Below are 13,880 nucleotides of genomic sequence, written 5' to 3'. Positions count from 1 at the left end.
TATTATGTACGAGAAACTACCAACAGAAATTGTAGATAACAAAATCATTGTAGAGTTACCAACAGACTTTTCCGGAATGTCAGTTGATAGGTATAGAGAACAATTCGATTCTCTAGCGAATACGCATCACGACAATATTGTACTTAATTTCAATAAGACTGAATTTATAGATTCTTCTGGAATTGGCGCAATGGTGTTTCTATTTAAGCGGATAGAACAACGTGGTATTAATATGCAATTACTAAAAGTTAATGGTCAACCTAAGAAGTTGATGACATTACTTAGAGTTGATTTAACTATCGACTTTATTGAAGAGTAATACAAAACGACCAGGAGAGTTGCTATGAGATGGATATATTTAACGTTAGGGCTTATGTTTGTCTCGGGCTGTAGCACTTGGCCCGAGCAAGGCAAAGGTGGTTGGGCTGAAGAATATCACCCTGACAATGAAACTAATAGCGAAACCTGGTATGCATCAGCACCGATGCACATTGCTAATGAATATGAGCATATTCAATTAAAACTTGATTGGTTAAAAGTAAGGGGCATCAATAAATGTTTGCCTGCGCAAGTATATCAAGCTGAAATGCTTTCAAATCGTATCAAAAGAATGCTGGCTGCCGAAATGTACTCTGATGCACAAGCAGACTTAAGAATTTTTTATCATCAATTAAATTTACTACAAAACCATTTTGAAAAAGTACTAAGGTTAACTGGTTGCTCACTAGTAAAGAGTGAATCTAATCGCGATGAGTCTCTCAAAATAATTAAACAAATTAAATCATTATTAAACAGTGATAATCAGTTTGCTTTCGACAGCTTTGAAGTAACCCCTAAATATATGACAAGATTGACTCAGGCAGCTGATCTTTTAAAACTTGTTCCTGAGATAGATCTATTACTGGTTGGTCATACTGATAAAAAGGGTCTGGATTCAGATAACTTTGAATTAGCATTTAAACGAGCAGAAAAAGTTAAGCACTGGTTGACGGTTTACGGGGTAGACGTAAATTCGATTACAACAGTAACTCAAGGCAGCTTATCTCCATATTCAAACGAAAATACAGATGAAGTGAGCCGCCATTCAGATAGAAGAGTGAACGCTTATATCTTAAACGCTGAATCTCAATTTGATGTTGAGACACAAAGAAAACCACTCACATCTTGGACTGATGAACTTATCAAGGAGGGGGTGAATGATAAAAAATAGCAGTATATTTATAATTTTTACCTTTTTTATTGCCTGTTTTATGTCAGCCATCTTAAAAGCGAATGATGAATCAGTTGATGACTCTCTCATCATTGAAGTTGGTAATAAGCTATTTCTTAATATGCCAAACGAACCTGATTTTTCAGATTTATTTGAAGTCGATAAGAAAGGTCAAATTAACGTACCAGAAATCGGTAAGGTTTTTGTCGCAGGTAAATCTTTAAAGCGAGTTGAAAGTGAAATAAAACTTCAATTGAGCGGTGTTTATAAGGGGTTAGAGCAGTTTTATATAGAAGTAAGAGCAAGAGACCTACTTGTCACTGTCCTTGGGTATGTTTATGAACCATCGCAAGTTAGTATTCCTGAAGATGGGAATATTCAGATGGTTATCTCTAAAGCAGGCGGTTTAAAACCAGGAGCTCAACTTAACAAGTTACAAATTCGTCGAGGCGAAGAGAATATCAGTTTTGATTATAAAGCGTACTTAGATAGTGGTGACCCAGAAAAATTACCTGTTCTTCGCTCAGGTGACATTGTATTTGTGCCTGTTTCACCTCTACTCGGTAATGTACAAATTGATTTTGATGCACAAACACTATCAGCATCGGGCGATGCTGAAGGTAATGAAAAAGCCGTTACATTATTTGGTGAATTACATAGTCCTGGCAGTTTCTCATATAAAGATGATATGAACATTATCGATGCATTGATGCGTGCAGAGGGGGTTACTCGATACGCTGACGTTACTAAGATTCGTGTTATCCGTAATGGTGAGCCTCAAATTTTTGATCTAAAGCAATACTTAGACTCCGGTGATGACTCACTTTTGCCTGAGATTGAAGGAGGGACAACGATATACGTGCCGATTATGGTAGAGGACGTAAATACAACAGCAAGAACTGTTTACATAATGGGCGAGGTACAAAAACCTGGTGCTTATGAATCTACAGACAAAATTGGTTTTTTAGATATTTTAGCAAACGCTGGTGGTCCCACACGTTTTGCTGAAACTAGACAAATCAGGATCCTAAAACCGACTGGGGAAAGTATCTATTTCGATTTACAATCTTACAGCGACGGAGTCGCGACTTCTCCTATTCCGGGAATTAATCCTGGCGATGTTGTCTTTGTTCCAGAAAAAACTGATATTAATGAAAAAAGCTGGTTAAAGGTACCTCCTCAACGAGCGGTAAAAGTCATGGGAGCTGTTAATGATCCAGGTCGCTATGAGTGGAGTGATGAGATGGATTTTACAGATTTATTTGCCCATGCAGGTGGACCAACGAAAGGCGCGAATGTAAATGATATAAAAATCCTGCGGGCCGGTGAAGTTTATCAACGTTTCAGCCTAGATGATTATGTAAATAGTGCCGATGGTAGTTACCCACTACCGAGTATACAGGCAGGTGATACTATAATTGTTGAAGAACTGCCTCATGACCCTAAAGACAATAAATCTCAATGGGTCAGGCAAGACCCAGATACTTCAATATATATTATGGGGCAGGTTGGCTCTCCTGGTCGATATGCCTTTGATGATTCGCTTCATTTTATTGATATTCTTTCGGCTGCAGATGGACCAAACAGCAATGCTGATATAAGAAATATCCGTATAACTCATAGAAATGGTTTCGAAGCGAGAGTCACAAAACTCGATCTTGCACTATACTTTGAAACAGGTGATGAAACACTTTTTCCTAAAGTCTTACCGGGAGACACAATTTATATTCCAGAAAAATCTCGTGATTGGTTAAGTAAAAAAAAGGAAAATGTGGTGCGTGTAATGGGGGCGATTAAAACGCCTGGTCGTTACTCTTTCGATGATTCTATGACGCTTTTAGATTTACTGGCTGAGGCTGGTGGACCGACATCTAGTGCATTGATCGAAAACATCGTGGTTATTAATCACTCTTGTTGTAAAGAACAAGCGAGAAGATTTGACCTTGAAGAGTTTATTCGCGAACCAAACTCTATGCGTATCCCTGTCTTAAGAGCGGGCGATACAGTATACATTCCAGATCAAGGGCAAGATTTTGGTCAGAGGGCTAAGAGTTCAATTGTTGATTTCTTAACCATTCTTGCATTGGCGGTGGGTCTATGAAGTTAATCCCAACTGAATATCAAGAAGTAGAAGCTGTATATAGAAGTATTCTTGAAAAAAAAGCGAAATGTTTGTGTGTTTTTTCGCCATCCGGTGAGGAAGGCACAAGCTCAATATCAGTCTGTTTAGCGAGAAGGTTACAATCAATAGATAGGAAAGTACTTCTTGTTGACTTAAATTCCTATAATCCGATGTCATTTGATTGGCTTGAGGAGCAAATGGACGATCAAGGGTGGAGTTTTGATGACATTAGTTGTCAGCTTTATACGAAAAAATTAGGGCAATTCGATTTTTTGACTGTAAAAGAGCTGAAGCCTGACGCGCAAGTCAGAGAGTTTGGTATTTTACAGCAGGCTATCTTGATGCTCGAGCAAGAGTTTAATTATATTATTTTTGATATGCCGCCGTTGATGCAAAACAATAGACAAAATATCCCTTTGCATGTGATTTCAAGTGTTGCTGATATGGCAATTTTAAACGTTGCATTGGGCTTAAATAACGAAGAGCAGGTACAAATAAGTGTAGATAAAATTAGAAAAGCCGACTTCAAACATATCGAAGTTGTGGTAAGTCAATTTGCGCTTCCACCGCTTGGCCCTAGATTGATTGAAAGTGTTGAAAACAGATTAACACGTTTTCCTTGGCTAAAAGTAAAGCTAATAACAGCAATTAAAAAGCATAAATGGTTATTCGAAGCTGTCTGAGGTAAACATGTCAACATTATTTTATAGAAGATTTAACCTTGTTTGGCCAGCTATTCATTCGGTAAGAGAGATTATTCATCATTACCTTAAGCAGATGAAGATTTCGAATGACGATATCGATAATACTGGCCTTGTTCTTACAGAATACTTATCAAATTTAATACGTCACTCTGAAGGTGAAGATGGCGTAATGACACTTGTCATTGATAACATCAATGGTGGCGTTTCACTCACTATAATCGATAACACACAATTTTTTGAAGAGTTAGCTAAAAGTGATAAAACACAAAGAGAAGAAGTTATAAATGATGGAGTATTAAGAGAGGGTGGAATGGGTCTAGCTCTGATCAATCACTACTTTCCTAGTTATCATTATTTTAAAAAGGGTGAGCAAAATCACTTTTGCCTAACGCTTTATAGCAGTTCTGATAGAACTAAAGTTGTGTTGATTGAAGACGAGTTAGCCACTTTAAAGCTAATAGAAAATTATCTCTCTGAAGCGTATGACGTTTATGCGTTCGACTGCGAATATAAGGCTCAATCTTTCCTATCAAAGCATGAAGTCGATTTATTACTGATAGATTTGAACCTTAATCAAATGATTGCAACTAAATTTATTGAGCAGATTAATCGTTATCAACACCTATCTAATATTGGCATTATTGTTATGTCCGTTGACAGTGCGATTGAAACAATCAAAGAAACTGTATCAGTGGGTATCGACGATTATGTTGTTAAGCCGCTAAAAAAAGAGTCTATTTTGTTAATCTGTGAACGTGTACTTAGAAGAAAACAAGATGCTGGTAGACGAACCTGTAATTCATCAGATAATGATTCAATACAACTAGATGAGAGTTACTCAATTAACACATTTGGTAGTGCGTTGAATACACGTTCAGGTGATTTTGTTTTGTCGTATACACACAAGGATTCTAATGACCATTTCTTATTTATGGTTGATGTGATGGGACATGGTGAGGCTGCAGCGAGCACTGCTAATGAACTTAAAGGTTTTATCTTCGGTTTAGTTAAAAATACAACAGATTTTTCGAAATTAATAAATGATTTAAATGATGCTGTAGTAAATGGTATCTGTATTAATAAAGATAAAATTTTTACTTTGTTGGCTTTCAAATTGAGCCATAACAAAATTGAATATATCAATATTGGTCAACCTAGCTTCATTTTAATTGATAAGTACTCAGGTGAAATAAAGTTATTCGACAATACTCAACCAATAATAGGTCTAAACTCAAGCTATTCATATCAACCAGATTGTATTGAATTGCCATCACCATTTTATTTACTTTGCTTTACTGACGGGCTTCATGAAAATATGGACAAGTTTGCTACTGCCGATGAGTTTATATTAGATAAACTTCAACGGTTAGATGTACAAAGCATTGAATTTCCAACACAACTTTGGCAAAAATGTTTACCTGAATTAACAAAAGAGATTGACGATTCAACATTACTGGTTCTTAATAAAGCATAGGAAATGATTTGCAATCAGGAGGTTGCCATGCCAGCGAATATTTTAATCGTAGAAGATACTGAGTCTTTGTCACTGTTATATCAGTCCTACCTAATTCCGACTGGTTTAAATACTTTTGTAGCTGGTACTGGTCAAGCCGCACTTGATTATTTAAGCAATAATCAGCCCGATCTTATTATTCTTGATATCATGTTACCTGATATGAGTGGTATGGATATTCTCGCTCAACTTCCCAATAAAAACCGTCCTGATGTTATAGTTTTAACCGCGCATGCCAGTAAAGAATTAGCAGTGGAAGCTATTCGCCATGGTGCCATAGATTTTCTAGAAAAACCTATTGATGCAGAGAGATTTAGGATAACTGTTAACAACGGTTTAAAACTAAAAACATTAAGTAAGAAAGTAGAAGAGTACCAGTCAACTTTCGAAAACGGACGTTTTTGTCAACTAATTGGCAAGTCTGCATTGATGCAAAACGTTTATCAAATCATTTCTAATGCTGCGAGTTCTAAAGCAACAGTATTTATTACTGGAGAAAGTGGAACAGGCAAAGAATTATGTGCAAAAGCTGTTCATGAATGTAGTGATCGCAAACAGGCACCATTTGTAGCATTAAACTGTGCAGCTATCCCTAAAGATTTAATAGAAAGTGAAATTTTTGGTCACGTAAAAGGGGCATTCACTGGCGCTACGTCAAATCGCGAAGGTGCAGCTGGTCAAGCTGATGGTGGTACGTTATTTTTAGATGAATTGTGCGAAATGGATCTTGGTTTGCAAAGTAAGTTATTGCGTTTCATCCAAACAGGTACCTTCCAAAAAGTAGGTAGTGAAACTTTGCAATCAGTCAATGTAAGATTTGTATGTGCAACGAATCGAGACCCTTGGTTGGAAGTACAGGAAGGGCGTTTTAGAGAAGATTTATATTACCGTCTTTATGTTATTCCTATTCAATTGCCACCTCTTAGAGATCGTGGTGAAGATGTCGTCCAAATTGCAGATGCGATGTTTGCACGAATAGCAAAAGAAGAAGGTAAAACCTTCGTGAAGTTAACAGACAATGCAAAGCAAAAATTACTTAGCTACGATTGGCCTGGGAATGTTCGCCAATTAGAAAATATGATCAGAAATACTTTGGTTATGAATCATAGCGATATTATAGATTCAAATATGTTTCCTGCTTTTCCTATTTCTCAAAATAAAAATAGCAGTGGTAGCCAAGAGACTGAACAGACAAGTTACTTTTCCAATAAAATTATCTCACCTGAACAATCTGACTCTTTCCCAGCAATTAGTAGCGAATCTGCTCATCCAATTAAAAGTCATTTAGATATTCGGCCAATGTGGATAGTTGAGAAAGAATATATTGAACAGGCCATCGATATTTGTGGAAATAATATTCCAAAAGCAGCAGCCATGTTAGAGCTTAGTCCATCTACAATTTATAGAAAAATGAAAACTTGGGAAGAATAATCTACATTGTTTTGATTAGATTATTGATTTGAATTTATCAATAATATTGATCTAAATTAATAGTCTTATTTTTGTTCAGCTTACAATTCAATTTATCATTCTGTAAGTTGATGTAAAAGAAGAGCTATGCAAAGAGAAAGAAGTTTTGTAAACAGCAGTACGAGTTGTTTTAATAGGCGTCATCTCAAACCATTCCTTAATTTCATAGGGCTTAACCCAAATACACTGATTGATCTGTTTAGTTCGAACCATCATTCTAGCGATTTTACTCAAAAACGTTCAATGTATATTAGAAAACGGCTCTGGGTTATGTGTTGTTTTTTTGCTTTTTCAGTGCCCTTATTTTCCATTTATGATTTTTATGCCTTTGAATATGAACAAGCCACTTCCATATTAATTTGTCGTCTCGTGTTGTCGGCCAGTCTTTTCATAATGGCTTATTTAATAAAAAAATGCTGTTCTGCTTTGCTGATTAAAAAATTGGTCGCACTGTCTTTTTTCTTACCTTCGTTGTTCTATTTAGCTTCAATGATGACCTTTGATAGTCTCAATGAAGTGCCATTTATTTTCTCAATGTTACCTTATTTGGTTTTGGCTATGGTCGGGCTATTTCCTCTGACGATTAGAGGAAGTCTTATTCTAATGGCTTTTATATTTTTCCCGTTTGCAATTGTACAAGGCCTTTTTTATAAAGGGGATGTTTGGTCGCTATTTAATAGTACGTGGTTATTTATACTATTCGCTGGGATCAGTTTATGGCTGCAAATAGCACAACTTACAATGCTGATGCACCTCTATAGAGAATCAACAGTGGACCCTTTAACGAAACTTATAAACAGGCGTGTTTTATTACGTTCGATCGAACACTTAAAATCTGAATCAATCAAGTTCTCTGTCATTATGTTTGATTTAGATAGGTTTAAACGTATAAACGATACCTTTGGTCACATTGCTGGTGATAAAGTACTAAAAGAGGCAGCATCTGTATTATCAAAATCTGTAAGAAGTACTGACATTGTTTCGCGTTATGGCGGAGAGGAATTTTTAATAATACTGCCACACAAGTCAAATGCTCAGGCTTTAAACCTTGCACACGAAATTGCTACACGATTAAGAGAAACACCTATAGCAGTGAGTGAAGCGCAATCATTGTGTGTAACATCAAGTATCGGTGTAACTGAATATCGCTATGGTGAAACAACTGAGAATATTTTTAAACGCGTGGATGAACTCTTATACGATGCAAAAGAGCAGGGAAGAGACCGGGTTATATCAGATGCTGCTTAGCCGTTTGATTTTATGAATACTGAGTGAAAATGAAAAATCCCCACGTTTATGGGGATTTTCGTATGAGTTGTTAAGGAATTTAAATTATTTTAAGCCTTTGCTCGAGAATAATGTCACTTTATCAGAAACAAGTGTGATAGTGATGTTTTTCTCTTCACCGCCCCAAACGCAATTGGTGTGTAGTGTTTTTTCTTCACACGAATCTGCTGAGCCTATAATTGCTTCAACTTCAGTTTTGTCCATGCCTACTTTAATTTTACCGTAGTTTTCTTTATTTACTTTCGAACAACCAGCTAATGTTAGTAGTGCCGCAACTAATAGTAATTTTTTCATATTAACCCTCGTGCTTAATGTTTATATTTTCTTATTTGAAATATTATCCCGAGTCTAGGGTGATCTAGGTAATGAATATCGCCACTATAAACACGAGTATATTGTGACATTCTTGCTTGCTGTAATTCACCTTCGTTATCAATGAAATTGATATCTAGATCTGTAGTAACAAACAAATAATGTCTCACATGAATTTTCATTAGCCCTTCAACTTGCCACTTATACTCATCGTTGATCGCTTGATGTTGTATAGGCTTATCTAAAAGGCTAATGTAACCATCATTACTGATATTATTAATTGCTTTATAGCTGGTTGGTTTAGCAATTTTTTGTCCAGCTATAATCTCAATACTTGGCGCACGTCGGCTACTCATTTCAGGAAAGCGCCAGCCAGTATGTAATATTGGATCCAACCCTTCACGCTTTAACTTATTTAAAACAGATGCAAATTGAAACTGTTCTTCAGCAAGCAAATACATTGAATCCATATGCTCTTGCGGCTCTGCAAAGGGTATTAATGGCAAGGCATGCATTTGTTCGAGATAATTTCTATCATCATCACATTGCCAAGAGCTGGATGTTGCCACGATTTGCTGACTTAATTCTCTGGGATCAAATTGTGGTTCACCTGATAAACATTGGATCTGACCTTGATTGTTTAACCCCGTTTCAATCATATCCAATGTTTTTCGTGCCTGAATCGGTTTACGCTCAAGTTTAAAATCTTCACGTAACTCAGGTGTTGGTTTTTGCTCAAAAGCAATGAGTTCAATTTCAAACCAACGAGTTGCGTTTGCATTGGCTGCAAACGCAGTTAAAAACGTCAATGTTGTGAGCTTTAAAAGCTTATGCTTCATGCAGATGCCTTTTTATCAAAATCATTTATCATGGCGCTGATTAATTTTAATCTTTCTTGGCCATTTTTTTCTTCTATATTGAAGCGTAACTTATTTGCACCTTCCATTCTATAGATTGACGGATTACTTTGTATCAAAGCAATGATGAACGTTGGGTTAACTTTTGTATCAGAACTGAACTCGAAGTAACCACCTTTGATGTTGGCTTCAATTTTACTCACACCAATTTTGTTCGCTTGGAGTTTCATTTGTTGTATGGCAAACAAGTTTTTAGTCGCATCTGGTAGCAGTCCAAAACGGTCAATAAGCTCAACTTTCATTTCGTCGATTTCATCGGCATTTGCAATTGAGGCGATACGTTTATACATGCTGAGTCGAATATTTACATCTGGAATATAATCATCTGGTAGTAGCGCAGGAATTTTAAGATCTACTTCAGTTTGCTGTTGTAACAAGTTCTCAAGTGTTGGTTCTTTACCATCCCGTAGCGCTTGAACAGCATGTTCGAGCATTTCCATATATAAAGTGAAGCCAACTGACTGGATTTGACCACTTTGATCATCACCTAACAACTCACCGGCACCACGAATTTCTAAATCGTGTGTTGCCAGCGCAAAACCAGCGCCTAAGTCTTCAAGCGACTCTATTGCTTGTAAGCGTTTTACAGCATCTTTGCTGAGAGATTGGCTATTTCTAGTTAATAAGTAAGCATAAGCTTGATGGTGGCTTCGGCCAACACGACCTCTTAATTGATGAAGTTGTGCAAGACCTAGCTTGTCAGCCCTATCCATGATAATGGTATTTGCAGACGGGATATCAATACCCGTTTCAATGATGGTCGTACACACCAGTACATTATGCTTTTGGTGATAAAAGTCACTCATCAGGTTTTCTAATTCACGCTCACGCATTTGACCATGGGCAATGGCGACACTGGCTTCAGGCACAAGTTCTGAAATATCAAATGCGGTTTTTTCAATGGTTTCAACATTGTTGTGCAAGAAGTAAACTTGGCCACCACGTTTTATTTCACGCAAAATGGCTTCTCTTATTAGCTCATCGTTTCGCTCTTGAACAAATGTTTTCACAGCTAGACGTTTTGCAGGTGGTGTAGCGATAATAGATAAATCTCGCATGCCACTCATCGCCATATTGAGCGTTCTTGGAATTGGTGTAGCTGTCAGCGTTAAAATATCAACGTCAGCGCGTAGCTGTTTGATTTTCTCTTTTTGGCGGACACCAAAGCGGTGCTCTTCGTCGACAATGAGTAAGCCTAAATCGCTGAACTTAATATTGTCTTGGATAAGTTTATGAGTACCGATGACGATATCAATAGTGCCATTTTCTAACTTAGCTAAGGTTTCTTTTTGCTCTTTTGTGCTGTTAAATCGCGATAACACACCGACTTCAACAGGCAAATCAGCAAAACGGTCTTTGAAGTTTTCAAAGTGCTGCTGAGCAAGTAGTGTGGTTGGTACCAGCACTGCAACTTGTTTGCCATCGTTAACAGCGGCAAATGCCCCCCGCATTGCAACTTCAGTTTTACCAAAGCCTACGTCACCACACACTAATCTATCCATTGCTTGATTAGATTGCATATCGGCAAGGACAGCTTCAATTGCATTACGTTGATCGTCAGTTTCTTCAAATGGGAAGCTATCAGCAAAGTCACGATATCCCTGACCATCGAGTTTAAATTTGTATCCAGGTTTACTTTGACGTTTCGCATAGATATCGAGTAATTCAGCGGCAACGTCTCTGACTTTTTCTGCGGCGCGCCTTTTCGCCTTTTCCCACACATCTGAGCCTAACTTATGTAGTGGCGCGGATGCTTCTTCACCACCAGAATAACGACTTAACATGTGTAAAGCTGAAACTGGAACATATAATTTAGCTTCGTTAGCATAGGTAATAGTAACAAACTCGGTTGCAACGCCGGCTGCATCAATAGTTTGTAAACCTAGGTATCTACCAACACCGTGATCTAAATGAACAATTGGTTGACCTTCTTTCAATTCGGCCAAGTTTCGAATTAATGCATCTTGGCCTTGCTCATATTTATGTTTTCTTCGGCGTCGCTGTGAAACTTTAATCCCAAGTAATTCTTGCTCAGTAATTATGTTAAGTTTGGGTTTACCAGAGAGTGAAATACTTTGCTCTAGTGGACTTACAATAATACCGACGTCATTAGAGGTAGCGGTAAAATCGTTCAGATGTTCGAATTGCTTAAGTTTTAAATTTGTTGTTTTTAATAATGTAAGTAATGATTCACGACGACCGTCAGATTCTACACTAAACAAAATGCGTGCTTTTTGCTTCTTTTGTTCAGCTATAAACTTCAAAATAGCATCGTAAGGCTCTGGTTTTTTATGGTCGATTCTAACGCCATCAATTAAGACCGCATCTAAATTTGTATTGCCCGCTTTTGTTGGTAATTTGGCTTGAGTTAAATTTACTCGTGCGAATTGTTTAAACTGCTGATAAAGCGATTCCACAGGTAAGTAGAGCTTTTCTGGCGATAATAGCGGCCTTAAAGGGTCAACTCGTCGGTTTTCGTATCTTTTTTCAACATCATCCCAAAAACTCTTTGCAGCATGTTCTATGTCTGCAAGATGCATGATGGCTGTATCTTCAGGGAGATAATCAAAAATGGTAGAAAGTGACTCAAAGAATAGGGGTAAATAATACTCGATACCAGCAGGCCAATTTGCCTTGCTAACCTGCATGTAGATAGAGTCTTGCTCAGAGCTTGCACCAAACTCTGCGCGATACGCAATTCTGAATCTTTCAATATCTTCTGGATTAGTTGGAAATTCATGGGCAGGTAATAGGTCAATCTCTTTGACGGTATTACTAGAGCGCTGCGTTTCAATATCGAATAAACGAATTGAATCTATTTCGTCGTCAAAAAAATCAATACGGTAGGGCGTTTTACTGCCCATTGGGTATAGATCTACAATAGAGCCTCTTACTGCAAATTCACCATGTTCCATGACTTGTTGAACATGTCGATAACCCGACTCTGTTAATGAGTCTTTTAGCTGCTGCGCATCAACCGTATCGCCACACTTAAACTTAAGTGCTTGACCATAAATAAAACTAGGTGGCGCTGTTCTGAGCATGAGGGTTGAAACTGGAATAATTAAAACAGTCTTACTTTGCTGCTTTAATGCATTAAGCGTTTCAAGGCGTTGTGAAATAATATCTTGATGTGGCGAGAAGTGGTCATAAGGTAGTGTTTCCCAGTCAGGGAATGTCATTACCTTATATTCTTGCAATAAATAGTCTAACTCTGTTTCAAGGCGCAAAGCAGAAGGGGTATCCGGGGTGACAATGACCGTCATCGATTTTTTATCAGCTATATTTGCACTGATCGTGAGCGCTAAGCCACTGCCTGTTAACTGTCCCCAGCTAATTTTATCTTTGTTATTTTTTACCCAAGGCATAGATTGCCAATGCGCAGACGCCATGAAAGCTCCTATTTGTTTTAATAATTATGAGGATTTATATAAGAGGTGGTTAACACCACCTCTGTTAATCTCTATAAATTTTTTGTAAGTCACCGTAATGCTCTATACGGCGGTCACGTAGATACGGCCAAATACGGCGAACAGATTCACTACGGGCCTGATCAATTTCTACCGTTAAGGTTTGTTCTTTTTTCTCATCAGCATGCAATAACATTTCACCTTGAGGACCAGCTACAAAGGAATTACCCCAAAATTGAATGCCTTCACTTTGACCGGATGGATCTGCTTCATGCCCGACACGGTTTACTGAAATAACAGGCACTCCGTTTGCAACAGCGTGTGCACGTTGTGAGATGATCCATGCGTCACGTTGACGAATTTGCTCATCTTTATCATCACGAGGATCCCAGCCAATAGCTGTAGGGTAAATTAATAACTCAGCGCCAGCCATTGCCATTAAACGTGCTGCTTCAGGGAACCATTGATCCCAACATACTAATACACCTAATTTTCCAACCGACGTTTGAATTGGTTCAAAGCCCAAATCACCAGGTGTAAAGTAAAACTTTTCGTAAAAACCAGGATCATCAGGTATGTGCATTTTTCGGTATTTACCAGCGATACTGCCATCGGTGTCTAGTACAACAGCTGTATTGTGGTATAAACCCGTAGCACGCTTTTCAAATAGAGAAGTTACAATAACTACATTCAGCTCTTTTGCGAGCTCACCGTAAAGTTCAGTTGAAGATCCAGGGATTGTTTCTGCTAAATCAAACAGTTCTGTATCTTCTGTTTGGCAAAAATAGAGACTTCTGTGAAGCTCTTGAAGCACAATAAGTTTGGCTCCTTGCGCTGCGGCATTTTTAATTTCAGCGACTGTTTTATTTGTGTTTTCTGTAACGTCACTCGAGTTACTGTGTTGAACAATGCCCACTTTTAATTTGTTAGACATG

General features: G+C 37.7%; 11 protein-coding genes. 7 read left to right on the top strand and 4 right to left on the bottom strand.

Translation table 11 applies throughout. The features are described 5' to 3' along the window. Positions 1-4 precede the first annotated feature (4 nt). The 7 genes from PP2015_RS08215 to PP2015_RS21610 all read left to right on the top strand — a co-directional run bounded on the left by PP2015_RS08215 (position 5) and on the right by PP2015_RS21610 (position 8,267). Positions 5-319 carry an STAS domain-containing protein gene (locus tag PP2015_RS08215; RefSeq protein ID WP_058029810.1) on the top strand — a complete coding sequence of 105 codons (315 nt, stop codon included), beginning with the start codon at positions 5-7 and terminating at the stop codon, positions 317-319. Between the two features lie 24 nt (positions 320-343). After that, a complete protein-coding gene (locus tag PP2015_RS08210) occupies positions 344-1,210 on the top strand; it encodes an OmpA family protein (RefSeq protein ID WP_058029809.1) in 867 nt (288 codons plus the stop codon). Further along, positions 1,197-3,311 carry a polysaccharide biosynthesis/export family protein gene (locus PP2015_RS08205; RefSeq protein WP_157599077.1) on the top strand — a complete coding sequence of 705 codons (2,115 nt, stop codon included), beginning with the start codon at positions 1,197-1,199 and terminating at the stop codon, positions 3,309-3,311. Before PP2015_RS08210 ends, PP2015_RS08205 begins: the two co-directional genes overlap by 14 nt. Then, a complete protein-coding gene (locus tag PP2015_RS08200; protein WP_058029808.1) occupies positions 3,308-4,015 on the top strand; it encodes a tyrosine-protein kinase family protein in 708 nt (235 codons plus the stop codon). Before PP2015_RS08205 ends, PP2015_RS08200 begins: the two co-directional genes overlap by 4 nt. Positions 4,016-4,022: 7 nt before the next feature. Further along, a complete protein-coding gene (locus PP2015_RS08195) occupies positions 4,023-5,510 on the top strand; it encodes a SpoIIE family protein phosphatase (protein WP_083496545.1) in 1,488 nt (495 codons plus the stop codon). Between the two features lie 27 nt (positions 5,511-5,537). Continuing rightward, positions 5,538-6,980 carry a sigma-54-dependent transcriptional regulator gene (locus PP2015_RS08190; RefSeq protein WP_058029806.1) on the top strand — a complete coding sequence of 481 codons (1,443 nt, stop codon included), beginning with the start codon at positions 5,538-5,540 and terminating at the stop codon, positions 6,978-6,980. A 126-nt stretch (positions 6,981-7,106) separates the two neighbouring features. Then, the gene (locus tag PP2015_RS21610) at positions 7,107-8,267 is read left to right on the top strand and encodes a GGDEF domain-containing protein (RefSeq protein WP_083496544.1); all 1,161 of its coding nucleotides are present in this window, start codon (positions 7,107-7,109) and stop codon (positions 8,265-8,267) included. Positions 8,268-8,351: 84 nt separating this feature from the next. Here PP2015_RS21610 and PP2015_RS08180 read toward each other — a convergent pair whose 3' ends face one another. The 4 genes from PP2015_RS08180 to PP2015_RS08165 form a co-directional block, all read right to left on the bottom strand. Continuing rightward, positions 8,352-8,600 carry a hypothetical protein gene (locus PP2015_RS08180; protein ID WP_058029804.1) on the bottom strand — a complete coding sequence of 83 codons (249 nt, stop codon included), beginning with the start codon at positions 8,598-8,600 and terminating at the stop codon, positions 8,352-8,354. A gap of 14 nt (positions 8,601-8,614) precedes the next feature. Beyond that, the gene (locus PP2015_RS08175; protein ID WP_058029803.1) at positions 8,615-9,457 is read right to left on the bottom strand and encodes a CsiV family protein; all 843 of its coding nucleotides are present in this window, start codon (positions 9,455-9,457) and stop codon (positions 8,615-8,617) included. Continuing rightward, on the bottom strand, positions 9,454-12,927 hold the full coding sequence (mfd, locus tag PP2015_RS08170) for a transcription-repair coupling factor (RefSeq protein WP_058029802.1): 3,474 nt from the start codon (positions 12,925-12,927) through the stop codon (positions 9,454-9,456). Before mfd ends, PP2015_RS08175 begins: the two co-directional genes overlap by 4 nt. Positions 12,928-12,991: 64 nt before the next feature. Further along, the gene (locus PP2015_RS08165) at positions 12,992-13,879 is read right to left on the bottom strand and encodes a carbon-nitrogen hydrolase (protein WP_058029801.1); all 888 of its coding nucleotides are present in this window, start codon (positions 13,877-13,879) and stop codon (positions 12,992-12,994) included. Position 13,880 lies beyond the last annotated feature (1 nt).

Source organism: Pseudoalteromonas phenolica (genome assembly GCF_001444405.1).
Taxonomy (GTDB): domain Bacteria; phylum Pseudomonadota; class Gammaproteobacteria; order Enterobacterales; family Alteromonadaceae; genus Pseudoalteromonas; species Pseudoalteromonas phenolica.
This window is presented reverse-complemented; position numbering and strand designations above follow the sequence as displayed.

Coding starts and splice junctions, on each gene's coding strand:
- PP2015_RS08215 (WP_058029810.1), top strand. CDS start 5: ATGTACGAGAAACTACCAACAGAAATTGTAGATAACAAAATCATTGTA.
- PP2015_RS08210 (WP_058029809.1), top strand. CDS start 344: ATGAGATGGATATATTTAACGTTAGGGCTTATGTTTGTCTCGGGCTGT.
- PP2015_RS08205 (WP_157599077.1), top strand. CDS start 1,197: ATGATAAAAAATAGCAGTATATTTATAATTTTTACCTTTTTTATTGCC.
- PP2015_RS08200 (WP_058029808.1), top strand. CDS start 3,308: ATGAAGTTAATCCCAACTGAATATCAAGAAGTAGAAGCTGTATATAGA.
- PP2015_RS08195 (WP_083496545.1), top strand. CDS start 4,023: ATGTCAACATTATTTTATAGAAGATTTAACCTTGTTTGGCCAGCTATT.
- PP2015_RS08190 (WP_058029806.1), top strand. CDS start 5,538: ATGCCAGCGAATATTTTAATCGTAGAAGATACTGAGTCTTTGTCACTG.
- PP2015_RS21610 (WP_083496544.1), top strand. CDS start 7,107: ATGCAAAGAGAAAGAAGTTTTGTAAACAGCAGTACGAGTTGTTTTAAT.
- PP2015_RS08180 (WP_058029804.1), bottom strand. CDS start 8,600: ATGAAAAAATTACTATTAGTTGCGGCACTACTAACATTAGCTGGTTGT.
- PP2015_RS08175 (WP_058029803.1), bottom strand. CDS start 9,457: ATGAAGCATAAGCTTTTAAAGCTCACAACATTGACGTTTTTAACTGCG.
- mfd (WP_058029802.1), bottom strand. CDS start 12,927: ATGGCGTCTGCGCATTGGCAATCTATGCCTTGGGTAAAAAATAACAAA.
- PP2015_RS08165 (WP_058029801.1), bottom strand. CDS start 13,879: ATGTCTAACAAATTAAAAGTGGGCATTGTTCAACACAGTAACTCGAGT.